The organism is Sinorhizobium meliloti (assembly GCF_017876815.1).
In the GTDB taxonomy this organism is placed as follows: Bacteria; Pseudomonadota; Alphaproteobacteria; order Rhizobiales; family Rhizobiaceae; genus Sinorhizobium; species Sinorhizobium meliloti.
The window spans coordinates 3,872,458-3,898,074 of record NZ_JAGIOS010000001.1 but is presented as its reverse complement, the minus strand read 5'-3'; the positions used below and the strand labels follow the sequence as shown (position 1 = coordinate 3,898,074).

At 62.7% G+C, this 25,617-nt stretch carries 20 protein-coding genes; 8 read left to right on the top strand and 12 right to left on the bottom strand.

The annotated features are described in order from the left end of the window. Window positions 1-10 precede the first annotated feature (10 nt). From JOH52_RS18940 to ppx, 4 genes are all read left to right on the top strand, one after another. On the top strand, window positions 11-1,126 hold the full coding sequence (locus tag JOH52_RS18940) for an AI-2E family transporter (RefSeq protein WP_010969095.1): 1,116 nt from the start codon (window positions 11-13) through the stop codon (window positions 1,124-1,126). A gap of 55 nt (window positions 1,127-1,181) precedes the next feature. Next, the gene (gene hdaA, locus JOH52_RS18935) at window positions 1,182-1,871 is read left to right on the top strand and encodes a DnaA regulatory inactivator HdaA (protein WP_010969096.1); all 690 of its coding nucleotides are present in this window, start codon (window positions 1,182-1,184) and stop codon (window positions 1,869-1,871) included. Between the two features lie 64 nt (window positions 1,872-1,935). After that, a complete protein-coding gene (locus JOH52_RS18930) occupies window positions 1,936-4,146 on the top strand; it encodes an RNA degradosome polyphosphate kinase (RefSeq protein WP_003529363.1) in 2,211 nt (736 codons plus the stop codon). Between the two features lie 11 nt (window positions 4,147-4,157). After that, a complete protein-coding gene (gene ppx, locus JOH52_RS18925; RefSeq protein ID WP_003529361.1) occupies window positions 4,158-5,681 on the top strand; it encodes an exopolyphosphatase in 1,524 nt (507 codons plus the stop codon). Between the two features lie 136 nt (window positions 5,682-5,817). Here ppx and JOH52_RS18920 read toward each other — a convergent pair whose 3' ends face one another. The 5 genes from JOH52_RS18920 to JOH52_RS18900 form a co-directional block, all read right to left on the bottom strand. Next, window positions 5,818-7,176, bottom strand: coding sequence for an esterase-like activity of phytase family protein (locus JOH52_RS18920; protein ID WP_014529821.1), 1,359 nt, complete (start codon window positions 7,174-7,176; stop codon window positions 5,818-5,820). Window positions 7,177-7,246: 70 nt separating this feature from the next. Beyond that, window positions 7,247-8,338: an adenylate cyclase Cya2 gene (cya2, locus tag JOH52_RS18915; RefSeq protein ID WP_010969098.1), complete on the bottom strand. Its 1,092-nt coding sequence runs from the start codon at window positions 8,336-8,338 to the stop codon at window positions 7,247-7,249. A 205-nt stretch (window positions 8,339-8,543) separates the two neighbouring features. Then, window positions 8,544-9,695, bottom strand: a complete 1,152-nt coding sequence (gene rnd, locus JOH52_RS18910) for a ribonuclease D (RefSeq protein WP_010969099.1) — start codon at window positions 9,693-9,695, stop codon at window positions 8,544-8,546. A gap of 81 nt (window positions 9,696-9,776) precedes the next feature. Further along, window positions 9,777-11,171: a multicopper oxidase family protein gene (locus tag JOH52_RS18905; protein ID WP_010969100.1), complete on the bottom strand. Its 1,395-nt coding sequence runs from the start codon at window positions 11,169-11,171 to the stop codon at window positions 9,777-9,779. A gap of 256 nt (window positions 11,172-11,427) precedes the next feature. Next, a complete protein-coding gene (locus JOH52_RS18900; protein WP_324603384.1) occupies window positions 11,428-12,870 on the bottom strand; it encodes an MFS transporter in 1,443 nt (480 codons plus the stop codon). Between the two features lie 97 nt (window positions 12,871-12,967). On the opposite strand from JOH52_RS18900, the gene aspS reads away from it, so the two are divergent. Next, the gene (gene aspS, locus JOH52_RS18895) at window positions 12,968-14,755 is read left to right on the top strand and encodes an aspartate--tRNA ligase (RefSeq protein WP_010969102.1); all 1,788 of its coding nucleotides are present in this window, start codon (window positions 12,968-12,970) and stop codon (window positions 14,753-14,755) included. A gap of 176 nt (window positions 14,756-14,931) precedes the next feature. After that, on the top strand, window positions 14,932-15,312 hold the full coding sequence (locus JOH52_RS18890) for a rhodanese-like domain-containing protein (RefSeq protein ID WP_003529341.1): 381 nt from the start codon (window positions 14,932-14,934) through the stop codon (window positions 15,310-15,312). A 342-nt stretch (window positions 15,313-15,654) separates the two neighbouring features. Here JOH52_RS18890 and groL read toward each other — a convergent pair whose 3' ends face one another. The 3 genes from groL to JOH52_RS18875 all read right to left on the bottom strand — a co-directional run bounded on the left by groL (window position 15,655) and on the right by JOH52_RS18875 (window position 19,001). Then, entirely contained in the window at window positions 15,655-17,283 is a 1,629-nt protein-coding gene (gene groL / locus JOH52_RS18885) for a chaperonin GroEL (protein ID WP_003529335.1), read from the bottom strand. Window positions 17,284-17,415: 132 nt separating this feature from the next. Further along, entirely contained in the window at window positions 17,416-17,634 is a 219-nt protein-coding gene (locus tag JOH52_RS18880; protein WP_010969104.1) for a hypothetical protein, read from the bottom strand. A 176-nt stretch (window positions 17,635-17,810) separates the two neighbouring features. Beyond that, window positions 17,811-19,001: an AsmA family protein gene (locus tag JOH52_RS18875; protein WP_010969105.1), complete on the bottom strand. Its 1,191-nt coding sequence runs from the start codon at window positions 18,999-19,001 to the stop codon at window positions 17,811-17,813. 183 nt (window positions 19,002-19,184) lie between these two features. Between JOH52_RS18875 and parC the strand changes: the two genes are divergently transcribed. Beyond that, the gene (gene parC / locus JOH52_RS18870) at window positions 19,185-21,461 is read left to right on the top strand and encodes a DNA topoisomerase IV subunit A (protein WP_003529331.1); all 2,277 of its coding nucleotides are present in this window, start codon (window positions 19,185-19,187) and stop codon (window positions 21,459-21,461) included. Window positions 21,462-21,619: 158 nt separating this feature from the next. Then, on the top strand, window positions 21,620-21,958 hold the full coding sequence (locus tag JOH52_RS18865; protein ID WP_014529819.1) for an ArsR/SmtB family transcription factor: 339 nt from the start codon (window positions 21,620-21,622) through the stop codon (window positions 21,956-21,958). A gap of 221 nt (window positions 21,959-22,179) precedes the next feature. On the opposite strand, the gene JOH52_RS18860 is transcribed toward JOH52_RS18865, so the two are convergent. The 4 genes from JOH52_RS18860 to hemB form a co-directional block, all read right to left on the bottom strand. Further along, window positions 22,180-23,085: a DMT family transporter gene (locus tag JOH52_RS18860; RefSeq protein ID WP_010969107.1), complete on the bottom strand. Its 906-nt coding sequence runs from the start codon at window positions 23,083-23,085 to the stop codon at window positions 22,180-22,182. Between the two features lie 3 nt (window positions 23,086-23,088). Beyond that, the gene (locus JOH52_RS18855) at window positions 23,089-23,868 is read right to left on the bottom strand and encodes an arginyltransferase (RefSeq protein ID WP_010969108.1); all 780 of its coding nucleotides are present in this window, start codon (window positions 23,866-23,868) and stop codon (window positions 23,089-23,091) included. A gap of 95 nt (window positions 23,869-23,963) precedes the next feature. Then, on the bottom strand, window positions 23,964-24,428 hold the full coding sequence (locus tag JOH52_RS18850) for an RDD family protein (protein ID WP_003529322.1): 465 nt from the start codon (window positions 24,426-24,428) through the stop codon (window positions 23,964-23,966). 82 nt (window positions 24,429-24,510) lie between these two features. Then, window positions 24,511-25,524 (bottom strand): porphobilinogen synthase, encoded by a 1,014-nt coding sequence (gene hemB / locus JOH52_RS18845; protein WP_014526673.1) that lies wholly within the window; start codon window positions 25,522-25,524, stop codon window positions 24,511-24,513. Between the last annotated feature and the right edge of the window lie 93 nt (window positions 25,525-25,617).

Below are 25,617 nucleotides of genomic sequence, written 5' to 3'. Positions count from 1 at the left end.
GGGGGCCGTCATGGGCGATCGGGTCAGCAGTATGGGACTTCAGCGCCAGATCTTTTTCTGGCTGCTAGTGCTTGTCGGCTTCATTGCCTTCCTGCTGGTGTTCAGTTCCATTCTTCTGCCCTTCCTCGCCGGCATGGCGCTCGCCTATTTTCTCGATCCTGTGGCCGATCGCCTGGAGCGGCTCGGTCTGAGCCGGCTGATGGCGACAATCGCCATCCTGGTCGCCTTCGTCGTCGTGCTGGCGCTGTCGCTGATGATCATCGTTCCGCTGGTCGTCACGCAGGCTGCCGAATTCATTCAGAAAATGCCGGGATACATCACGAGGCTTCAGGAATTCCTGACCGACAGCCAGTCGACGCTGTTGCCGGACTGGCTCGCCGGCCAGATGACGACGATCAAACAGAACTCGGCCAAGCTTTTGGAGCAAGGCGCTAGCTTCCTCGGCACGCTGTTCCAGCAGATCTGGAACTCCGGCTTGGCACTTCTCAATATCCTGTCCCTGTTCGTCATCACCCCTGTCGTCGCCTTCTATTTGCTGCTCGACTGGGACCGTATGGTCGACAGGGTCGACAGCTGGATACCGCGCGATTACGTCGAGGTCGTGCGGCAGATCGCTCGCGACATGAATACGACCATCGCCGGATTTGTCCGCGGCCAGGGCTCGCTCTGCCTGATCCTCGGCCTCTATTACGGGATCGGGCTGACGATGGTGGGGCTCAATTTCGGCCTCCTGATCGGCCTCTTCGCCGGCATGATCAGTTTCATTCCCTATGTGGGATCGCTGGTCGGCCTCGTGCTTGCGCTCGGCGTCGCGCTCGTTCAGTTCTGGCCGGACTATGTCTGGATCCTTTTGGTTCTCGCCGTTTTCTTCAGCGGCCAGTTTCTCGAAGGCAATATTCTGCAGCCGAAACTGGTCGGCAAAAGCGTCGGGCTGCACCCGGTCTGGCTGATGTTCGCCCTGCTTGCGTTCGGCGCGCTCTTCGGCTTCGTCGGCCTGCTCGTGGCGGTGCCCGCGGCGGCCGCGATCGGTGTGCTTGTCCGCTTCGGCATCCAGCGGTACCTTGATAGCGATCTCTATCACGGGCATAGAACAGCCGTTCACAAGGAGCCGGAGAGCCACGGCTAGAGCTTTTCGGTGCGGAAGTGCGTAGCTTCAGAAAGTGAATGCTCACGGGTAATGCATGAAGAGACATCTGTCCGAACAATTGCCTTTGGTCTTTGGCCATGCGCCCGCAACCGGTCGCGACGACCTGCTCGTCTCGGACCGGTTGAGCGCGGCCATTTCCATCGTCGATCACTGGCCCGCCTGGCCGTCGCCGGTGGTCATCATCTGCGGGCCGGTCGGTTCCGGCAAATCGCACCTTGCGGGCATCTGGCGCGAAAAGGCCAGAGCGGAGCCGATACATCCCTTTGCCGGCTCGAACGCCGCCGATATCGCCGCGGAAAAGCCGGTCCTCTTCGAGGATGCCGACCGGCAGGGCTTCGACGATGCGGCTCTCTTCCATGTCATCAACAGCGTGCGCCAGAACGGCACGGCGCTTTTGATGACGTCACGGCTATGGCCGATGTCATGGCCGGTGGGGCTTCCTGACCTCAAGTCGCGCCTCAAGGCTGCCACCGTGGTCGAAATCGGCGAGCCCGACGACGAACTGCTCGTACAGGTGCTCACCAAGCTTTTTGCCGACCGCCAGCTCCTGGTCGACGAGCGCCTGGTCGGCTACGTCGTCGCGCGGATGGAACGCTCGCTGGAGGCGGCACAGACCATCGTCGAGCGGATAGATCATCTGGCGCTTGCGCGCGGAACGCGGCCGACCCGCGCCCTGGCGGCGGAAGTCCTGGAAGAGCTTGCAAATACAAGCCTCTCCGATTGACTGTCACAGTTCCGTCGTCAAACTGGGGTAGCTCGTTCGTTCGGAGTAATGGGGCTTTACAGGCATGGACAGCGCAACGTCTGCAATCACGGAACACGAGGCATCTGCCGAGCAGAAGCGTGAGGCGCCGGCCGAGGCGCTGGACCTTCTCAAGAGCCCCGAGCGCTTCGTCAACCGCGAGTTCTCCTGGCTTCAGTTCAACCGCCGGGTCCTCGAGGAGACGCTGAACACGGCGCATCCCCTTCTGGAGCGCGTCCGTTTTCTATCGATCTCCGCCGCCAATCTCGATGAATTCTTCATGGTTCGCGTCGCGGGTCTGGAGGGCCAGGTCCGTTCCGGGCTTTCGCTGCGCAGCCCGGACGGCCTGACGCCGGCGGAAACGCTCGAGAGCATTCTGACGGAGGTCGACAATCTGCAGATGGAGCAGCAGGCATCGCTTGCCGTCCTGCAGCAATATCTCGCCAAGGAAGATATCCTCATCGTCCGTCCGGCTTCGCTTTCCGCGCAGGATCGCAGCTGGCTCGCGAACGAATTCGACCAGGCGATCTTCCCCGTGCTGACGCCGCTCTCGATCGACCCGGCACATCCGTTCCCGTTCATTCCCAATCTCGGCTTCTCGATCGGCCTGCAGCTCGTCAGCAAGACCGGTCGCGACCCGATGACGGCACTGCTGCGCCTGCCCGTGGCGCTCGATCGCTTCGTTCGCCTGCCGGACGTCAAGAACGTCATCCGCTACATCACCCTCGAAGACGTCGTCAGCCAGTTCATCGACCGGCTTTTCCCCGGCTACGAGGTGAAGGGGTCGGGCACGTTCCGCATCATTCGAGACAGCGACATCGAAGTCGAGGAGGAAGCCGAAGACCTCGTGCGCCTTTTCGAGACGGCCCTCAAGCGCCGCCGCCGCGGGTCGGTGATCCGCATCGAGACCGATTCCGAAATGCCGGCTTCGCTGCGTCAGTTCGTCGTGCAGGAACTCGGCGTTCCCGAAAATCGCGTCGCGGTACTGCCTGGCCTGCTGGCGCTGAATACGCTTTCGGAAATCACCAAGGCGCCGCGCGAGGATTTGCGCTTCGAGCCCTACAACCCGCGCTTCCCGGAACGCGTACGCGAACACGCGGGCGACTGTCTTGCGGCCATCCGCGAAAAGGACATGGTGGTCCACCACCCCTACGAATCCTTCGACGTCGTCGTGCAGTTCCTGCTGCAGGCTGCGCGCGATCCGGACGTGCTGGCGATCAAGCAGACGCTCTACCGAACCTCGAACGACAGCCCGATCGTGCGCGCGCTGATCGATGCCGCCGAGGCCGGCAAGTCGGTGACCGCGCTTGTCGAGCTGAAGGCGCGCTTCGACGAGGAGGCAAATATCCGCTGGGCGCGCGATCTCGAGCGCGCCGGCGTGCAGGTGGTTTTCGGCTTCATCGAATTGAAGACCCACGCAAAGATGTCGATGGTGGTGCGCCGTGAGGAGGGCAAGCTCAGGACCTATTGCCATCTCGGTACCGGCAACTACCACCCGGTCACGGCGAAAATCTACACCGACCTGTCGTTCTTCACCTGCAACCCGGTGATCGCCCACGACATGGCGAACATCTTCAACTTCATCACCGGCTACGGCGAGCCGGAAGGGGGCATGAAGCTCGCGGTCTCACCGCATACGCTGCGTCCGCGCATCCTCAAGCACATCGAGGAGGAGATCGTCCATGCGCAAGCCGGGCGTCCGGCGTCGATCTGGATGAAGATGAACTCCCTGGTGGATCCGGAAATCATCGACGCGCTCTACAAGGCAAGCTGCGCGGGCGTCGTGATCGATCTCGTCGTGCGCGGCATCTGCTGTCTCAGGCCGCAGGTGCCCGGGCTCTCCGACAACATCCGCGTCAAATCCATCGTCGGCCGCTTCCTGGAGCATTCAAGAATTTTCTGCTTCGGCAACGGACATGGACTTCCATCGGAGAATGCGCTTGTCTATATCGGCTCGGCGGATATGATGCCGCGCAATCTGGATAGGCGGGTGGAGACGCTCGTTCCTCTCATCAACCGCACTGTGCACGAACAGGTTCTTTCGCAGATCATGCTGGGCAATCTCATCGACAACCAGCAGAGCTACGAGATTCTTCCGGACGGCACCTCGCGCCGCATGGAAGTCGGCAAGGACGCCGAGCCGTTCAACGCTCAGCATTATTTCATGACCAATCCGAGCCTTTCGGGCCGGGGTGAGGCTCTGAAATCCAGTGCACCGAAGCTGATCGCCGGCTGGAAGAGCGGCTGGCACAAGTAAACTGGAATTGCATGGTCGAATCTGAAGCGCAGGGACGTCTGCCCGGTATCCGCCCGGTCTCCGTTGTGGATATCGGCTCCAACTCCATTCGTCTCGTCGTCTATGAAGGGCTGAGCCGTTCGCCGGCGATGCTTTTCAACGAGAAGGTGATGTGCGGCCTCGGCAAGGGCATCGATGCGACCGGCCGAATGGAGGAGGAAAGCGTGGCGAGGGCGCTGAGGGCGCTGCACCGCTTTCGTGCGCTCTCCGACCAGGCGCGCGCGACCGAGATGTATGTGCTCGCGACCGCTGCGGCGCGGGAGGCCACCAACGGAGCGGCCTTCATCGAAAGGGCGGAAGCCATCCTCGGGCAAAGGGTGAAGATCCTGAGCGGTGAGGAGGAAGCCTATTATTCGGCGATGGGCATCGTCAGCAGCTACCACGAGCCGGATGGCGTCGTCGGCGATCTCGGCGGCGGCTCGCTCGAGCTTGTCGATGTAAACGGCAAGCGGATCGGCAAAGGCATAACGCTGCCGCTGGGCGGCATTCGCCTCTTCGAACATTCGAGCGGCTCGCTCAGCAAGGCGCGGACCTGGGTACGCAAGTTCATGAAAAATGCCGAGGTCCTGAAGAAGGGGACCGGACGCACGTTCTACGCCGTGGGCGGAACCTGGCGAGCGATCGCCAAGCTGCACATGGAGATGCACAATTACCCGCTGCACATGATGCAGGGTTACGAAATCTCCTATGACGAAGCGCTGGCGATCCTCGCCGAAGTGATCGAGCCGAAGAATATCAAGCCCTCCGCCTATGCGACGATTTCCAAGAGCCGCCGGAGCCTGCTGCCCTACGGGGCGGTGACGATGCAGGAGGCAATCTCCATCATGCAACCCGAGCGCATCTCCTTTTCCGCGCTGGGCGTCCGCGAGGGCTATCTCTTTTCGCTGCTTTCCGAGGAGGAGCGCCGGCAGGACCCGCTGCTGACCGCTGCCAACGAACTCGCCATCCTTCGCGCCCGCTCGCCCGAGCATGCGCGCGAGCTCGCCGAATGGACCGGCCGCCTGGTGCCGTTCTTCGGCGTCGAGGAGACGGAAGAGGAGAGGCGCTACCGTCAGGCCGCCTGTTTGTTGGCGGATATCAGCTGGCGGGCGCATCCCGACTATCGCGGTCTGCAGGCGCTGAACATCATTGCGCACTCGGCCTTCACGGGTATCACCCATGCGGGGCGGGCCTATATCGCGCTCGCGAATTACTATCGCTTCGAAGGGCTCAACGACGACGGCGCCACGAGCCCGCTCGCCGGCATCACGACGCCGCGCCTGCACGAACTGGCCAAGCTCCTGGGCGGGCTGTTGCGCGTCGCCTATCTCTTTTCGGCCTCCATGCCGGGTGTGGCGCGCCACCTCACGCTCCGGCGATCTTCGAAGCCCGACATCGATCTCGAATTCGTCGTCCCGGCAGCCTATGCCGACTTCGAGGGCGAACGCCTCGACGGCCGGCTCCAGCAGCTCGGCAAGCTTACCGGCAAGAAGCTCGCCTTCTCCTTCGAGCGCTGATTGCTCTTTCGAACGTTCGCGCTCGACGCGCCAAGGACGTGCGGCACAACCGTGCGCCCTCAACCCTGTGCCCACATCCCTGTGCCCACATCCCTGTGCTTGCCTTGTCACAGGGATGAGGGCAGGAGGAGTGGGTCTATTCGGCCTTCAGGAATTCGCCCACTTCGAGCAACACGAATTCATTGTCGTCCGCCTTGTCGAGGGAACGCCCGGCGGAGAAAGGCAGGTTGTTGTCGTTGCCGACGATGATATGCGTCTCGTCCACGCGGTCGACATTCTCGATGGTGACGAAGGGCATGTCGTAATAGCCCTCGCCGCCGCCCTGGCGCTTGCGGTTGTCCGGATCGGCGATTTTCAGCAGGTCGACATAGCCGATCTTGCGCACGGCCTTGCCGACGTTTTCATCGTCCATGGCAATCTTGTAGACACGCTTCAGCTTCGACCCGACGGCGAAGCAATCCGGCTGCGGGTTCTTGGGGTCCGCGCAGGCCTTGTCGACGGTGCCGGCGCCGTTGTCGCGCTCGATCACCAGCGCAGTCTTCTCGTCGAGCATGTTGAAATCGCCGATCGCTTCACCGCCTTCGGCCAGCGGATACAGCCAGCTGCGCCCGGTCCAGGCCTTGCTGCCGGCGTCGAGCTCGACGATCCGCAGCGCCGGCCGGCCCTCCGCCTCTTCCACCGACTCGCTGTCTGCCCAGATCGGCCCTTCGAGCAGTCCGTAGAGCTTCGAGCCGTCCTTCGAAAGTGCCAGACCTTCGTAACCGCCGGAGCGCTTCAGGTTGAAGTCCGGTGCCTTCTTGGAGGGGTCTGCCTGCAGCGTCAGTGCCGGATTGTCGGGCGAGAGCACGGGCTTGCCGCCGACAACAGTCGCAATGACGTCGGTGAGCTTGCCGTCAAGGTCGAACTTCAGGATGTAGGGGCCGAATTCCTCACCGACCCAGAAGCCGTCGGCGACCGGCTGGATCGATTCGACGTCGAAGTCGCCGCCCGTGAGATAGCGGGTGGCCGAGCCTTCCATGACGATGGGGAAGGGGGTCTTGCGCTCGGGGTCGGACAGGAACAGGGTCTTCAACGCCTCGACCCTGCCGGCGTCCCAGTCGATCTTGAGATGGTGGAGCATCAGCATGGCGTCGGTCGAGTTGAGCTTGTTGCCGAAGCCGTTGTCCGAAAGGCTCCAGAAAGTGCCGTCCTCCATCGCCTTGATGCCGGAGAAGCCCTGCATCGGCTGGCCGTTGAAGGGAAGCGACAAACCGGTCGGGCGAACGCCGTCCTTGCCGGCGACGCTGCCCAGTTCGGCGGCGCGCTTGCGGTCGGCGGTCGAGAACTTGCCCGAGGTCTTGAGGTAGTCCGCGGCATCCGCCGGCGCGGCGACGATGGTGTTTGCGGGAAGGATCGCATGCGCCTCGAGCCTTGCAGGGAAGGCCTTTTCCTCGGCAAGCGCGGCGCTCGACGCCAGCAGGGTCAGCGCCATGGCGGCAAGGATGGATTTCGTCATAACTTCACCTCGGGTTGGAGTGCAGGTGAACCCGATAGGCGGCTTCGATGACAACTGTTTGATGTTTGTCTTACAGCGAGGTGAAAGCCTCGGCGGCCGGACTGCGAACGGTCTCCCCGGCTGGTTCCGTGGCGCCGTCGCCGCTGAGCGAACCGGCCGTGAGCGACAGAACCGCGAGCTTCTGGCCACGACCTTTGACCTCATGCTCGCCGAGATCCTCGGCGCGCACGAAGACGGGCGGGCGCAAGCGCCGCAGCAGATCGGCTGAGATCAAGACCTGACGGTTTAGCGTTCGGCACAGGCCCTCGAGGCGTGCCGTCGTGTTCACGGTGTCGCCGAAATAGGTGATCTTGTGCTTGTCGACGCCGATCTCCGCGGCAACGATCGTGCCGCCATGCAGAGCGGCACGCAGGCGCGGCACCTCGCCGTAGTCTTTTTGCCAGCGATGGGCGTCCGCTTCGATCTGCTCCAGAATGTCGAACACGCAGCGGATGCAGGCTGCATCCGCGACAGCGCGATCGTAAGGCCAGGTGATCACGGCAGCGTCGCCGACATAGTCGTCGATGGACCCGCCATAGCGCAGCACGGGATCAGCCATGGCTGCAAACAGCTTTCCCAAATATTCCTGCATGCGCAGGTCGCCGAAGCGCTCGGCAAGCGATGTCGATCCGGCGAGATCGATGAAAAGAAACACGCGTTCCTCCTGCACCGGCTTGCGGTATCGTCCGGTCAGGAGGCTCAGGAAAACGTCGCGGCCGAGCAATTCGCGCACCCTGAGCACGAAGATGATCGGACCGGAGGTCGCAAGTGCGTACACCAGCACGTTGAGCGATGGCAGCATCGCGTCCGTCCTGCTTTCACGCATGACGCCGGCGACGTGCAAAAGCAGCCCGGCGGCTGCGTATCCGACGTTGACGAATATGAAGTAGACGGCGAGGGACGAGAGAAGAAACGCCGGCGTCGGCGATCCGTGGATTCTCCGGTAAAGGCGCCGGAAGATGATGTGCCGTTCAAAGGCGAGAATCGGCATGCACATGAAGAGCGCATAGGTTGCGCCGATCAGGCCGCCGCCGCCGTAGACGACCCACGCATAGGCCATGCCGCTGCCGGCGACGACGAGCAGCAACAGGATGATCTCGAGCGTGGAAAATCTCCAGCGCATGTGACAGCCTCGAAATCGAGAATTTACAGCGCCGCGCGTCTTATCAGGCACGCAAAGGTCGCCGGAGCAATTTGAGTTGCTACATGTTTTGTCCTGAAAGGACACATGCAGTTGAAGCCCGCGGGGCCGGGCGGCGGCGATCAGCCCTCGAAATGTCTCGGCTAAGCTCAGATTCGGGCGGAAAGTTGTCGTCGAGCGGCGGTTTTCAACCGCCGATTTCCATCGCCTCGACTTTTTTGTCGACGAAGCGCAATGCCACCTCGCCGTTGATGAGTTTCAGCGCCGTCATGCCGAAGAGCTCACGCCGCCAGCCCTTGAGCGCGGCGACGTCCGCACCTTCGCCCTCGGCTGCGATCCTGTCGAGATCGTCGCTGTTGGCGATGATCTTGGCCGCGACTCCCTCCTTTTCGGAGATGAGTTTCAGCAGCACCTTGAGCAGCTCGCTCGCCGCCGCAGCGCCCTCGGGTGCGTGGTTCTGGCGCGGCAGGCGCGGCAGCTCGCCCCTCGGGATCGCAAGGGCTTCGCCGACTGCCTCGATGAGGGCCGTCCCCGCGCTGGAGCGCTCCCAGCCCTTGGGAATGGTCCTGAGGCGTCCGAGCGCCTCGGCATCCTTCGGCTGCTGCTGCGCAATCTCATAGATCGCATCATCCTTGATAATTCGCCCGCGCGGCACGTTGCGGGCGCGCGCTTCGCGTTCGCGCCACGCCGCCACCTTCTGCAGGACGGCGAGCTCGATGGGTTTCTTCACCCGCATCTTCAGCCGCTGCCAGGCATTGTCCGGGTGGAGATCGTAGGTCTCCCGGCTTTCGAGGATCGCCATTTCCTCCGCAAGCCATGAGGAGCGTCCCTCGCGATCCAGTTCCTTGGTGAGGTACTGGTAGATATCCCTCAGATGCGTCACGTCCGCCAGCGCATAGTCGAGCTGCTTGTCGGTGAGCGGTCTGCGGCTCCAATCGGTGAAGCGGGACGACTTGTCGATCTGCTCGTTCTTGATGCGGTTGACGAGCTGGTCATAGGACACGCTGTCACCGAAGCCGCAAACCATCGCGGCCACCTGCGTATCGAAGATCGGATGAGGAATGAGATTTCCGAGATGGTGGATGATCTCGATGTCCTGCCTGGCGGCGTGGAACACCTTCACGACATCCGGGTTGCTCATCAGCGCGAAGAACGGGGCGAGGTCGATCCCGGGTGCCATCGGATCGACGATCACTGCCATTTCCGGGCTTGCCATCTGAATGAGGCACAGCACCGGCCAGAACGTGGTTTCGCGCAGGAACTCCGTATCGATCGTAATATAGCTTGAACGGGCCAGCTCTCGGCAGGCGGCCTCAAGATCTGCTGTCGTTTGAATCATCGGGCTTTAATCACTGTGGCAAAAATGCGGCTTTGAGTTTCCCCGTGTACCGTTTCACGGCACCTGTCACAATCGAAATTGTCAGGCGACCCGGAAATAAGCCGACATCCCGGTCTTTTGATGTTCGATGATATGGCAATGGAAGACCCAGTCGCCGGGATTGTCCGCGACCAGTGCGAGCTGCGCCTGTTCGTCCGGCAAGAGCAGGATCGTGTCGGTCGGCGGCGGCAGCACGCTCCGCCTGTTAGAGGCGAGGATGCGGAAGCTCAGCCCATGCAGATGGATCGGATGGGCATGCGGCGTGCGGTTGGCGATCTCCAGCACATAGCTTTTCCCGAATTTGAGTTCCTCGATGGGGGCGACCGGATCGGGCGTGTCACCTGGCCACGGAACCTTGTTGATCGCCCAGAACGTATAACCGAGCGAGCCGCAGATCGAAGCGGCCGGCTCGTGCTCGGCCGTAGCGGTCAGGTCGATCGGAATACGCTTGGCCGTGGAAATGTCGGCTTCGGCAACGGGGTTCGGGGGCAGAGGTGCGATATCCCCGAGCTCCCGCTTCAGCGAAGTGCCGACTGCCCGGAAGGCTGCGATCGTCCAGGGGCTGGAGCCGCGGAAATTGCCAAGCCGTGCGTGCTGGCCCTCGCTCTGCGGCATGCGGAGCGCAAGATCGACGCGCTGGCCGGGGCCGAGGTCGAGCCGGTCGAGCGCGAAGGGGATTTCGACCGGGTTGCCGTCGAGGGCGATCACCCTGGCCTCTGCGCCTTCGAGCCCGATCGTGTAGATGCGCGTAACGTCGGTTGCGGCGATTCTCACGCGGACGAGCCCGCCGGCGGGAGCGTCGTAGACCGGCTCGCGCTGCCAGTTCGCGGTTCTCACCGTTCCATAGGTCCCGCCGCGCGCCGCATCCCGCGGTTTGAAAGGGGCGATGAACTCGCCGCTCGCGCCGAGCCGCCAGTCCCTGAGGTTGAGAACGATCTCGGAATCGAAACTCGGATCCTCCGGGTTCTCGACGACGATCACGCCAGTCAGGCCGCTCCCCATCTGCATCAGCGTATTGCAGTGCGGGTGGTACCAGAAGGTGCCGGCGTCCGGCGGTGTGAAGAGATAGTCGAAGCCGTCGCCGGGATAGACATAGGGCTGCGTCATTTCCGGCACGCCGTCCATCGCATTGGCGATCCTCAGTCCATGCCAGTGGACGGTCGTCGGCTCGTCCAGACGGTTGACCAGCCTCGCCGCGAAGGGCTCGCCCTTGCGCATCCTCAAAACGGGCGGCATGGCGGTGCTTGCCGGATCGCCCGGATCATAGGTCATGACCCGGGGGGTGACGCCGCCGGCCGCGATCTGCGCCTCGGCGAACCGCGCCGTCAGGATCTGCGGATCGGGGGCTGCGCCCGCCCTCGCGGCGAGACCGGCGCCGAGCGTGAAGGCGCCGCCAAGCGCGGCTGAACCCTGGAGAAACATTCGGCGATTGAGCATCGGTATCTTTGCGTGTCTATTTCCGGAGGGAGGGGAGCGGCGCGGCAAAGCACGCTTCGCCCCCGAAAAACGGTCCGGTCCGTTATTAAACCTGATTTTCACTTTCAGCAATTCGGCAGCGGCGCGTAGATCACGATGTTTTTGGGCCGGGTCGACCTAAAACATCGTGATCGATTCCGAGAAGTTGAGACGCGGGATGCGGGCGGAAAACCGCACGCACTTTTCCTCATCCCGCTCTAGCTGCAGCCCTATCGGATCAAGGCTCTTTCCGCGTCTGGCCGCCCGCAAGCTTGTTGAAGAAGGACGATGTGCGCAGAAGGCTGCGAAACCGCATCGACCGTTCCTCGGTTGGAACGGGTTTGCGCGCGGTCATGCGCCGGATCGTGTAGGCCATGAAGAGCGCCAGGATTGCTGCCGTATAGATGAAGAGCACAGGCGGTTCGAAGATCTCGAGCAGGAAGGATGCGAGGAGCGGCCCGATGATGGCTCCGAGCGACCAGAAAAAGAGCATGCCGGCGGAGACGAGCGCATGCTGGCCTTCGGCCGCATGGTCGTTGGCATGCGCGGAGCAGAGCGAGAAGAGCGGCATCGCGAATGCGCCGAAGGCGAAGATGCCGGCGAAGTTCAACCACTCGTCGCTTCCGGCGACGAAGGCGAGGAAGAGCCCCGCGAGAAGGGAGCCGAAGGTGGCGATCAGGATGATCAGCCTGCGGTCGATCCGGTCGGAGTAGTATCCCAGCGGATATTGAAGCACGACGCCGCCGATGATGCCGGCGCTCATGAAGGTTGCGATCGCCGTCACCGAAAGGCCGATCTCCTGCGCATAGATAGGGCCGAGCGAGCGGAACGCGGCATTGGTGAGGCCGACGACGATGCAGCCGATGGTGGCCAGCGGCGAGATGTTCCAGAGCGCCTTCACGTCGAAGCGTATCGCTTCCGGTGCGACCGGGCTCGACCGATCGGCAAAGGAGATCGGCACGAGCGAAAGCGTCAGCGCCATCGAGATGATGGCGAAAAGCTCGAAGCCGCCGATCCCGATGCCGGGAATTGCATATTGTGCAGCCGTCACCGAGCCGAGATCGACGAGGCGATAGATCGAAAGGGTACGCGCGCGGTTGCCGTTGGTGACGCTGGCATTCAACCAGCTCTCGACCGTGGCGAAGAGACTCGCGAAGCAGATGCCGGCGACGAGCCGCATCAGGAACCAGAACCACGGATCGATGACGAGCACCATGGCGATCGCAGCGGCGGAAGCGATGGCTGCCATCGCCGAAAAGGTGCGGATATGGCCGATCGCCCTCAGAATGCGGGTGACGTAGACGCAGCCGATTGCAAAGCCGACATTGTAGCCGGCGCCGATCACGCCGATCAGCGAGGTCGAGAATCCTTCTTCGAGCGCTCTCAAGGAAATGAACGTGCCCTGCAACCCGTTGCCGCCGATCAGAATGCCTGCGGTGACGAGCAGCGGGATGAGCGGGCGAATCTGGGACATGGAACAGAAGGCATCCGATTGCGGCCGCGACTCGCGCGATACGCGACCCTTGCCCCTGTTTAACCGTGGCTGACGCGCGGGAACAGTAGCAATTTGTGACCACTCGTGTCCAAATTTGCGCCGTACCGCTTGCGGCTGTGGTCGAAGCGGGCAACTTGTGCGACCGGGGCAGCGCTCTTGCCGCCGGCGCCGCCGCGGCCTTGACAAAACCGGCGCATCATGCGCTTTTCCGCCCGACTTTGACCATGCCGCCCTGCGCCGTTCTGCGAGCTGCGCGGCCTTTAAGCAATTCCGGGACTATACGATGCACCGTTACCGCAGCCACACCTGTGCCGCCCTCCGCAAGTCGGATGTCGGCTCCACCGTTCGCCTTTCCGGCTGGGTTCACCGCGTCCGCGATCACGGCGGCGTGCTCTTCATCGACCTGCGCGACCATTACGGCATGACCCAGGTCGTCGCCGATCCGGATTCGCCGGCCTTCAAGACCGCCGAGACCGTGCGCGGCGAATGGGTCATTCGCGTCGATGGCGCCGTCAAGGCGCGCACCGACGATACGGTCAACAAGAACATGCCCACCGGCGAGGTCGAACTCTATGCCCGCGAGATCGAGGTTCTCTCGGCCGCCAAGGAGCTGCCGCTGCCGGTCTTCGGCGAGCCGGACTATCCGGAAGACGTGCGCCTGAAATACCGCTTCCTGGATCTCCGCCGCGAGACGCTGCACAAGAACATCGTCAGGCGCACCGAGATCATCGCCGCAATGCGCCGGCGGATGGGCGACATCGGCTTTACCGAATACACGACGCCGATCCTGACGGCCTCCTCGCCGGAAGGTGCGCGTGACTTCCTGGTGCCGAGCCGCATCCACCCGGGCAACTTCTATGCGCTGCCGCAGGCGCCGCAGCAATACAAGCAGCTTCTGATGGTCGCCGGCTTCGACCGCTACTTCCAGATCGCGCCCTGTTTCCGCGACGAGGATCCGCGCGCCGACCGGCTGCCCGGCGAGTTCTACCAGCTCGACCTCGAGATGAGCTTCGTCGAGCAGGAAGACGTCTGGGACGCCATGGAGCCGATGATCCGGGCAATCTTCTCGGATTTCGCCGGCGGCAAGCCGGTGACCGACAAGTTCCCGCGTATCCCCTACGACACGGCGATCCGCAAATACGGTTCCGACAAGCCGGATCTGCGCAACCCCATCGAGATGCAGGAAGTCACGGAGCATTTCGCCGGATCCGGCTTCAAGGTCTTCGCCAACATGATCGCCTCCAACCCGAAGGTGGAGATCTGGGCCATTCCCGCCAAGACCGGCGGCTCCCGCGCATTCTGCGATCGCATGAATGCCTGGGCCCAGAGCCAGGGGCAGCCGGGCCTCGGCTACATCTTCTGGCGCAAGGAGGGCGAGAAGCTCGAAGGCGCCGGTCCGCTGGCCAAGAATATCGGCGAGGAACGGACCGATGCGATCCGCACGCAGCTCGGCCTCGAAGATGGCGACGCCTGCTTCTTCGTGGCTGGCGAGCCGGCGAAGTTCTACAAGTTCGCCGGCGAGGCCCGCACCAGGGCCGGCGAGGAACTGAACCTCGTCGACCGGGACCGCTATGAGCTTTGCTGGATCGTGGACTTCCCGTTCTATGAATGGAACGAGGAGGAAAAGCGTGTCGACTTCGCCCACAACCCCTTCTCGATGCCGCAGGGCGGTCTGACGGCACTTTCGAGCGACGATCTCCTGTCGATCAAGGCGTTTCAGTACGACATGGTCTGCAACGGCTTCGAGATCGCCTCGGGCTCGATCCGTAACCAGTCGCCGGAACTGATGGTCAAGGCTTTCGAGAATGTCGGCCTGAGCCAGGCCGACGTCGAAGAGCGGTTCGGCGGTCTCTACCGTGCGTTCCAGTACGGTGCCCCGCCGCATGGCGGCATGGCCTTCGGCATCGATCGCATCGTCATGCTGCTGGTCGGCGCCAAGAACCTGCGCGAGATTTCGCTGTTCCCCATGAACCAGCAGGCCCAGGATCTGCTGATGGGCGCGCCTTCTCAGGCGACGCCTGCGCAACTCAGGGAGCTCTCGATCCGACCGATCCCGCAGAAGAAGGATTGATCTTCTTCGAGACCGAACGAACCCGGCGACGATCTCGCCGGGTTTTTCTTTGGTCCGGTTCCTTGTTTTCGAAGCGCAGGAGGAGAGTGTCCCCGAATGCGGTACGTGACGCTCGCCTTGACAGCGGGTGTTTCGAGGCGTTTCCTTTCCGTGCAACTCATCGGTTGGAGGGAACAATGGTCAAGAGCGTCAAGGATCTGCTGGCGGAAGCAAACGGCTCAGTCCCGAAATTGTCTCCCGCCGAGGCCGCCGAGAAGATGCGCTCCGGTGATGTGTTGATCGTGGACGTCCGTGATCCGACAGAAGTCCAGCAAACCGGCAGGATCAAGGGGGCGGTAAACGTCTCGCGGGGCATGCTGGAGTTTCGGGCAGACCCGGAAAGCCAATATCACAATCCAGTCTTTCAGAAGGACAAGACCATCCTTCTGCATTGTGCCTCCGGCGGCCGTTCCGCTCTTGCGGGCAAGACCCTGCAGGATATGGGATACTCGGCCGTTTACAACATCGGCGGCTTCAAGGATCTGGCGGAAGGCGGTATCGAAACAGAACCGGCTTGAGCCGCTCGATCAGAAACACCTGGTGGTTTGATTTAGGCGCTGCCCCTCATCCGCCTGCCGGCACCTTCTCCCCGCAAGCGGGGCGAAGGAGACTCGCGGGGCGCGCCGCTTGTCCCTTCTCCCGTGAACGGAGAGAAGGTCGCGCAGCGGGATGAAGAGCCGTGTGCGGCGAACCGCGCGTCGCTATGTCGAACGGAACTCCGCCCCTCATCGCCCGCAGCGGGGCGAATGAGACGCGCGGGGGGCTCGCCACTTGTCCCTTCTCCCCGTCGTACGGGGAGAAGGTCGCGGCAGCGGGATGAGGGGCGGCCTTCATCGGTCGTGCGTGCTCGAGCGCGCTTCTCAGAAGTCCATTCCGCCGCCAGGCGGCATCTGCGGCTGCCCGTCCTTCTTCGGTTTCTCGGCGATCATCGCTTCCGTCGTCACGAGAAGACCGGCGATGGAGGCAGCGTCCTGAAGCGCGGCGCGCACGACCTTCGCGGGATCGATGACGCCCATTTGGAAGAGATCGCCGAATTCTCCAGTCTGGGCGTTCCAGCCAAAGGCGAAATCCTGTTTCTCGCGCAGCTTCCCGACTATGATCGATCCCTCGGCGCCGGCGTTCTCGGCGATCTGACGCACGGGTGCCTCGATTGCGCGGCGGACGATCTCGATGCCCACGCGCTGGTCGTCATTGGCGGTGGCAAGACCGTTGAGCGCGCTCACGACCCGCAGCAGCGCCACGCCGCCGCCGGGCAGAATGCCTTCCTCGACCGCCGCGCGCGTTGCATGCAGCGCATCGTCGACACGGTCCTTCTTCTCCTTGACTTCGACCTCGGTCGAGCCGCCGACGCGGATGACCGCGACGCCGCCCGCGAGCTTGGCGAGCCGCTCCTGCAACTTCTCTCGATCATAGTCCGAGGTCGTGTCCTCGATCTGTGCCTTGATCTGTGCGACGCGGCCGCCGATATCCTCCTTCGATCCGGCGCCGTCGACGATCGTCGTCGTCTCCTTGTCCACCATGATGCGCTTCGCACGGCCGAGGGTATCCATCGTGGTGTTTTCGAGCTTGATCCCGAGTTCCTCGGAAATGACGGTGCCGCCGGTCAGGATCGCGATATCTTCCAGCATGGACTTGCGACGGTCGCCGAAGCCCGGGGCCTTGACCGCAGCGATCTTCAGGCCGCCGCGAAGCTTGTTGACGACGAGGGTGGCGAGCGCCTCTCCCTCGACATCTTCGGCAATGATCAGGAGCGGCTTGCCGGACTGGATGACCGATTCGAGAATTGGGATCATCGCCTGCAGGTTGGAGAGCTTCTTCTCGTGAAGCAGGATGTAGGCGTCTTCCAGCTCCACCCTCATCTTTTCCTGATTGGTGATGAAATAGGGGGATAGATATCCCCGATCGAACTCCATTCCCTCGACGACTTCGAGTTCGATCTCGGCGGTCTTGGCCTCCTCGACGGTGATCACGCCCTCATTGCCGACCTTTTCCATCGCTTCGGCCAGGTAACGGCCGATTTCGGCATCGCCATTGGCCGAAATCGTCGCCACCTGGGCGATTTCGGCATTTTTGGAGACCTTGCGGGCATTGTTCCTGAGTTCCTTGACGATCGCCTCGACGGCAAGATCGATGCCGCGCTTCAGATCCATCGGGTTCATTCCCGATGCGACGGCCTTGGCGCCCTCCCTAACGATAGCCTGCGCGAGTACGGTGGCAGTGGTGGTGCCGTCGCCGGCAATGTCGCTGGTGCGCGACGCCACTTCGCGCAGCATCTGCGCGCCCATATTCTCGAACTTGTCCTCGAGCTCGATTTCCTTGGCGACCGAAACCCCGTCCTTGGTGATCCGCGGTGCACCGAAGGACTTGTCGATGACGACGTTCCGCCCCTTCGGTCCCAAAGTCACGCGGACCGCGTTGGCCATGATGTCCACGCCGCGCAGCATCCGATCGCGGGCATCACTGGTGAATTTGACTTCCTTGGCAGCCATTTATGCCTCCCTCCACACGGAATTCCCGAATGTATTCGTGCTTCTTTCGCGTCGCCGGCACGCTCCTCCTGCAGCGCCGCGGGTTGACGGGGAGCCGGCCATGCCGTGCTCCCCCGTCGCTGCCGATTGCATTCACTCCTCGTCGTCCTCGGGCGTCAGAATATCGATCAGCGCCGCAACGCGGCCGGCCGGAAGATGGCGGCCTTCGCCGATCAGCGCCTCGTCGTTGTTGACCCACGCTATTGCTTCGGCAAGTTCACTCGCGGTCGCGCCCGTCGCGAGAAGTTCAGCCATCAGCGTTTCGTCGACAGGGCCGAGGATGGCGGTGATATCCGAATGCTTCAGTCCCATGGCGTCCTCCTTCCGCTTGGTCGGTCGGGAATGCGCAAACTGTCGGCACGCAAAAATAGATAGGCGATCGCGTGCGAGCATCAAGCATCGCATCATATCATCGATCGGGCGGATGAAAAAAAACCCCGGCGACAAGGCCGCCGGGGGTTCCGCATGGGGCCGCGCCATAAGCGCAATCAGTCGTTCGCCGTCACCTTGACGCCCAGCACGGACGGGACGGTGTTGGGAGCCCCCATCGCAGCACCCATGATCATCGGGAACGGCACGGGTTTTTCCGGCTCAGCGCTGATCGTCAGGCTCTTCGGATTGTCGAGAAAGGCGTTGACGGCGCTGGAGACCTGGTTCTGCAGTTCCGGGAGATTGAGCTGCGCCATCATGATCGGCACGAGCCCCTTCAGCGATTGCGCCAGCTGTTCGCCGGTGACGCCCTGCTGGCTGCCGGCGTAGTCGAGCGCCTTTTTCGTGATCGATGCATCGTCGAAGCGGATCGAGGCGCTGTTGAAGGTAAGCTGCTGCATGAGGCCGAGCATCGCCAGCGCCATCGCCTGGTCGGCTTCCTTCCTGTTCGGGTTTGCCTCAGCCGCTTTGGCTGCCTCCTGCAACGACTTCATGAATTGCAGCGTATAGCCGGATAAGTCCATCGCGATATTCAGTCGGCCGACATTCTTGAAGTCCAGCGCGTATTCGTCGAGAGCAAGGTTGCCGGTTTGCAATTCCCAGCTGCCCTTCATCGTGACTCCGCCGTCGAGCGTCGTCAGCCCAAGCTTCTCGACCGCCTCCTTTGCCTTGGCATCCTCGATCTGCGACAGATCCGCCTTGATTCCGGCAAGCGTCGCGTCGAAGTCGAAGCCCGCATCGTTTTCCTGCCGCGTAAGATTGGTTTCCGTACTCTCGGCGGTGAAGACGTCCTTGCCTTTGACGTTTACGGTCATGGGGCCGGTGCCGGCCGTTTCATAAAGCAGGATGTCATCGATCGTGGTACCGCTCGCATTGCCCGGAATGGACAGGCCGCCGATCGAGATGTCCTTGACCGAGAAGCTTGCATCCTTGTCGCTGACAGCGATATCCGGGAAGGAGACGGTCTCGGCATAGTAGCCGCCGCCTTTTTCCTCGACGCCTTCGAACGTCACTTCGCCTATGTCGATGGACGTGCCGGGCTTCGCCACCACCTGCAGCTTCATGCCGGTGACCGTCACCACGTCGCCGTCGGCCTCCGCCTTGTCGTAGGTCACCGAAGTGCCGTTGGGCGACGTCGCTGCATTGAGCTTTTGCATCATGTCCGCGCCGTCCAGAGCCATGGCCGGTCCGGCGAGGGTAAGGAGGGCGGCGCTGGCCAGCATCAGGCGGACTTTGCGCGTATGTATCATCGGAGTTCCTTGTGAAATCGTTCTGATTGCGTCGATCATGCCCGGACGATACGCAAGCGCAGTTCTGCCGCCAAGTGCAAACTCGCGCGGGGGCGGGGCAGGGATCCCCCGCCGGTGACGTTCTCCACAGTGGCATAACCCGGAATTCTTGCCGTTCCGCGCCTGTTGAGGTAGCAAGGACATATGGGACAAAGCCTTTTGCCGCCGTCTGGCGGGGATGACAACATTCAGCCGGTTGACCTGAAGGCGGCGCTGGAAGAGCGCTATCTCGCCTATGCGCTGTCGACCATCATGCATCGCGCGTTGCCGGATGTCCGCGACGGCCTGAAGCCGGTCCATCGCCGGATCATTCATGCCATGAGCGAGATGGGCCTCAGGCCCAATTCCTCGTTCAAGAAATGCGCCCGTATCGTCGGCGACGTCATCGGTAAGTTCCACCCGCATGGCGACCAGTCGGTCTATGACGCGCTGGTACGCCTCGCGCAGGACTTCTCCCAGCGCTATCCGGTCGTCGACGGCCAGGGCAACTTCGGCAATATCGACGGCGATAACGCTGCCGCCTACCGTTACACCGAAGCGAAGATGACCGAGGTCGCAGCCCTCCTCCTGGAGGGGATCGACCAGGACGCGGTCGATTTCCGACCGACCTACAACGAGGAGGACCAGGAGCCGACCGTGCTTCCCGGCGCCTTCCCGAATCTGCTCGCCAATGGCGCGTCCGGTATCGCCGTCGGCATGGCGACCTCCATCCCGCCGCACAATGCGCATGAACTCTGCGACGCGGCGCTCCATCTCATCAAGCATCCGGATGCGACGGTGGAGGATCTGCTGTTCGATCCGGCCAATCCGCAGCGCGGCGGCATCGAAGGGCCGGATTTCCCGACCGGGGGCGTGATCGTCGAGAGCCGCGCAAGCATGGCCGAGTCCTATCGGACCGGCCGCGGCGGTTTTCGCGTGCGGGCACGCTGGGCGGTAGAGGATCTGGGACGCGGCGGCTTCCAGATCGTCGTCACCGAAATTCCCTATCAGGTCCAGAAGTCGCGCCTGATCGAAAAGATCGCCGAGCTGCTCATCGCGCGCAAACTGCCGCTTCTCGAGGATATCAGAGACGAATCGGCCGAGGACGTCCGCGTCGTGCTGGTGCCGAAGAGCCGCTCGGTCGACGCCAATATCCTGATGGAATCGCTCTTCAAGCTTACCGAACTCGAGAGCCGCATTCCGCTGAACATGAACGTGCTGTCGATGGGCCGCGTACCGCGGGTCATGGCGCTCAACGAGGTGCTCAGCGAATGGCTGGCGCACCGCCGGGAGGTCCTGCAGCGGCGCTCGCGCCACCGGCTCGCCGCAATAGATCGGCGGCTCGAGATTCTCGGCGGCTATCTCATCGCCTATCTCAACATCGACGAGGTCATCCGCATCATCCGCGAGGAGGATGAGCCGAAGGCGGTGATGATCGAGCGCTTCGGGCTCACCGATGTCCAGGCCGAAGCGATCCTCAACATGCGGCTGCGCTCGCTGCGCAAGCTCGAAGAATTCGAGATCCGCACCGAATTCGATTCGCTGTCGAAGGAGAAGGCGGAAATCGAGGCGTTGCTCGCCTCTGGTGACAAGCAGTGGCAGGCGGTCGCCTGGGAAATCGGCGAGGTCAAGAAGAAATTCGCCAAGGCGACCGAGCTCGGCAAGCGCCGCAGCACCTTCTCCGACGCGCCCGACGCGGATGTCGAAGCCATTCAGCAGGCGATGATCGAAAAAGAGCCGATCACGGTCGTCATCTCGGAGAAAGGCTGGATCCGGGCGTTGAAGGGGCACATCGCCGATACGTCTTCACTCCAGTTCAAGGACGGCGATGGACTGAAGGTTTCGTTTCCCGCCCAGACCACGGACAAGATCCTCATCTTCACGACGGGCGGGAAGGCCTACACGCTTGGCGGCGACAAGCTGCCCGGCGGCCGCGGTCACGGAGAACCCTTGCGCATCATGGTCGATATGGAGAACGACCAGGACGTGCTGACGGCCTTCGTGCACGATCCGGCACGCAAGCTCATCGTCTCGTCCACGGCCGGCAATGGCTTCGTCGTCACCGAGAGCGATATCGTCGCCAACACGCGCAAGGGCAAGCAGGTGATGAACGTCACCATGCCCGACGAGGCCAAGCTCGTCGTTCCGGTCAAGGGCGATCATCTCGCCGTCGTCGGCGAGAACCGCAAGATGCTCGTCTTCCCGCTGGTCCAGGTTCCCGAAATGGCGCGCGGCAAGGGCGTGCGTCTCCAGCGCTACAAGGATGGCGGCGTTTCCGATATCCGCTCTTTCGCAATCGCCGAAGGGCTTACCTGGGAAGACAGCGCCGGCCGTGTCTTCACCAAGACCAGGGACGAACTGATCGAGTGGATGGGTGATCGCGCCGGCGCCGGGAGGGTCGTCCCGAAGGGCTTCCCACGGAGCGGCAAGTTCAGCGGCTAGATCGGTAACACCGGGCTTGCAAGCGCGGAGCGTTCGTGGATCAATGTTGGTGGATAGCGCGGGCCGGTGTCCTCGCTATCCTGAAAGTCGCTGTAATTCCTTGATCTCCTGCATGTTCCTTAGATCGGCTCCGATTCGAGCGACCATGCGGCGGCGAGATGAACGCGATGACCTCGGCTCTTGACGATACGTTGCTGGCGCTGGCCGATCCGATGCGCCGCCGCATATTCGAAGTCCTGTTTGCCGGCGAAACGCCCGCGGCGGGTATCGCTGCGGCCATCGGCATCGGGCAGGACGTCCTTGCGGGGCATCTGGTCGTCCTGGAGACAGCGGGGCTGGTTGCCCGGCGGTGGAACGCCGGGAAGGAACTCGTCAAGGCCGATCCCGCGCCGCTCGAGATTGCCGCCGAGTGGATCGACACCAATCGCGAGCTCTGGGCGATGCAGTCGCAGATGCAGGAATCCTCCAGGGATGACGGGACGCCCGAACAGCGATAGTGGCCCGAACAGCGACGTGGAGTCGTCGCTCGCATCCTCGCGCGGTGCAAAGTGCCCCTCATCCGGCCTGCCGGCCACCTTCTCCCCGCAAGCGGGGCGAAGGGGACTCGTGGCGGTGCTCCGCATCCCTTCACCGGGGTGAAACAAGTGTTCGAGAGTGCCGCTTGTGCCTTCTCCCCGCTTGCGGGGAGAAGGTGCCGGCAGGCGGATGAGGGGCAATCTTATCCCGCAACTTCCACGCAGGCGATGCGCGCCCGCGCCGCCTTCACCCGCATCTGCCAAAACGAATGGCCGAGCAAAGCGAGAATGAGGATCGTGCCGCCGAGGAGCGTTCGGCTCGTCGGCGTTTCGGCAAAGACGATCCATACCCAGATCGGCGCCAGAATGGTCTCCAGCAGGTAGAACATGCCGACTTCCGGAGCGGAAAGGTAGCGCGGCCCCGTCGCCAGACAGAAGAAGGCAAGCGGGATCATCACCAGTCCGTTGAAGAGGATGTAGGCGGGTTCGGCGATCGTGAGGCCGCCGGACGGCAAAAGCATGAAGGCGGCGATCGCCGGGAAGATCGCCGTCGTCAGCGGCACGAGCGACATGTCGCGGCCGCTGGCGCGGCTGATCGTGATCGCGCTTGCGAGCAGGAAGGCCGAGGATGCCGCCATCGCGTCGCCGAAGACATGCCCGCTTTCGAGCCCGTCGCTGACGATCACACCGACGCCGACGAGCATGACCGCCATCGTCAGGAAGGTGGCGTTGGAGGGGCGCTCCCCAAGGAATATCCAGGAGAGGATCGCTGCGAACATCGAAGTGAACGCCAGGATGAAGACCACGTTCGCGGTCGACGTATTGAAGACGGCGAGCAGGAAAGTGAAGGAGTTGATGCCGTAAAAGATCCCGGCGATCAGGCCGGCCTTTCCCGGGATCAGGGCGACGCGGCGGCCGAGCAGGCGGTTGATCACCACCCATGTGGCGAGTGCGGCAAGGAAGGTCGAGAGGCTGCGCACGGCAAGGATCGACCAGACCTCGCCATCTGCCGACCGGATCAGCGGAATGTCGAAGGAGAGCGCAAGGCCGCCGAGGCCGGTGATGGCAAGGCCGCGCCGGTGCCGGGCGGCGTCAGTGGATGGGGTCAATTTTCAATCCGTGGCGGGTTTGGTGGAATCGTGCTCGCCAGAATAGCGCTCCCAGCCGCGGGCCATAAGGTGCTCTTGCGGCAAAAACTTTGTCTTATACCCCATTTTGCGCGATCCCTTGACCCAATAGCCGAGATAGACATGCGGCAGACCGCGTTCCTTTGCCCGGCGGATATGATCCAGAATCATGTAGGTGCCGAGGGATCGCTCGGAGAGAGCCGGATCGAAGAAGGAATAGACCATGGAGAGGCCGTCGCTCATCCGGTCCGTCAGGGCCGTGGCGATCAGGGGGCCTCGCGCCTTGTCGTTGATGCCGTCGCCTTCTACCCGCAACCGGTACTCGATGATCTTCGTGTGTACATGGGTATCCTCGACCATCATCGCATAGTCGAGCACCGACATGTCGGACATGCCGCCTTTCTGATGGCGACAGTCGAGATAGCGCCGGAAGAGATTGTACTGCTCGCTCGATGGCTCGGCCGGATATTCCGCGGAGACGATCTCGCCATTGGCCGCAAGCACGCGGCGCATGGATCGCGTGGGTGCGAATTCGTTGGTGAGTATGCGCACGGAAATGCAAGCCCGGCAGGTCTCGCAGGCGGGGCGGTAGGCGATGTTCTGCGAGCGGCGGAAGCCGCCCTGCGTCAGCAGGTCGTTGAGCTCCGGCGCCCGCTCTCCCACCATATGGGTGAATACCTTCCGTTCCATCTGGTTCGGCAGATAGGGACAGGCTGCCGGTGCGGTCAGGTAGAACTGAGGAGACGGTGCGGTCTGCGTGTTCATCGAGCGGGGGGATCACTCTTCGTGCGGTTGCTCATCGTAATAGCATGGCCGAAGAATGGAAAACGTCAACACACTCGTTCGGCGTAACGGTCCCGTCAGTACATGTCGCGCCGAACGGCCACGGTGCCGATCAGCAGGTCGTGCAGCAGACGGCCGCGGTCGGTGAAGAGGCCGATCAGCAGGATGAGCGGCGTCAACAGCGCATTGGCGATCCAGAATATCGCCAGATGGACGATTGCCGTCAGGAAATCCATTGGCCGACCATCCGTCCGGGCGATCGCAACGCCCATGATCCTCATGCCGGGTGACGCCTGCTCGCGGCCGCCGACCGTCAGTCCGAAATAGAGCATCGCCACCAAAGCGAAGAGGACCGGGTAGAGGAGAAAGCCGAGGCCGAGCGTCAGGATGCCGAGGAAGAAGACCACGACGGCCGCCGGTATCCACAGCAGCGCGACGATCAGGTAATCGATGATGAAGGCGAATATCCTGCGTGACAGTACGCCCTGATAGGCGCGCCAGTCCTCGCTCGGAAGCCTCAGTTCTTCATTATGCATGCTCATGCGCGTGCCTCAAATTGCTATCCACCCAAGATATGGGGAGCGAATGCGGTAAAACTATGCACTGGCCGTTCTGCCACCGGCGTCAGCGTTTCGCGAGAATTCGAGCCACGTCGACGGCAAAGTAGCTGAGGATCCCGTCGCAACCCGCCCGCTTGAAGGCGAGCAGCGTCTCCAGCATCACCCGCTCGCCATCGATCCAGCCATTGGCGGCGGCTGCCTTGATCTGCGCGTATTCGCCGGAAACCTGATACGCGAAGACCGGCAGGCCGAAGGCTTCCTTCATCCGCCAGCAGATATCGAGATAGGGCAGGCCGGGCTTCACCATCAGCATGTCCGCGCCTTCCTCCACATCGAGTGCCGCATCGCGGATCGCCTCCGTACCGTTCGACGGATCGATGTAATAGGTCTTCTTGTCGCCCTTGAGCAGGCCGCCGGTGCCGATCGCCTCTCGATAAGGGCCATAGAAGGCGGAGGCGAATTTCGTCGCATAGGACATGATGCCGACATTCTGGTGGCCGGCCGCGTCGAGCGCCTCGCGGATCGCGCCGATCCGCCCGTCCATCATGTCGGAGGGCGCGATGATGTCGGAGCCGGCGTCGGCCTGAATGACCGCCGCCCTGGCGATCGCCTCCACCGTCTCGTCGTTGACGATCTCGCCGCCCCGCAGGATGCCGTCGTGCCCGTGGCTGGTGAACGGGTCGAGCGCGACATCGGTGATGATCCCGATGTCGGGTACGGCCTTCTTGATCGCCCGCGTCGCCTGATTGATCAGATTGTCGGCGTTGAGGCTGTCGGATCCGGTCTCGTCGCGAAGCGCCATGTCGATATTGGGGAAGGTGGCGATGGCCGGGATGCCGAGGCCGGCCGCCTCCTTCGCGGCCTCGACCGCCTTGTCGACGCTCATGCGGTTGACGCCCGGCATCGCATCGATCGGCTCGACGATGCCGCTGCCGGGCACGACGAAGATCGGCCAGATCAGGTCGTCCACCGTCAGGCGGTTCTCCCGGACCAGCCGGCGCGTCCAATCCGCCTTGCGATTGCGGCGCATGCGGCGGTGTCCGGTGATCCTGTCCACAAGATTTGTCCTGTCGTTCATCGCGCCGCGTCCCTCTTTCCTGATCGTGCGTGAAGGCGGTTTATCATGCGCCTTCAGGGGTTGAAAACCCGCATTGCCCGCCACCCGCCTGCG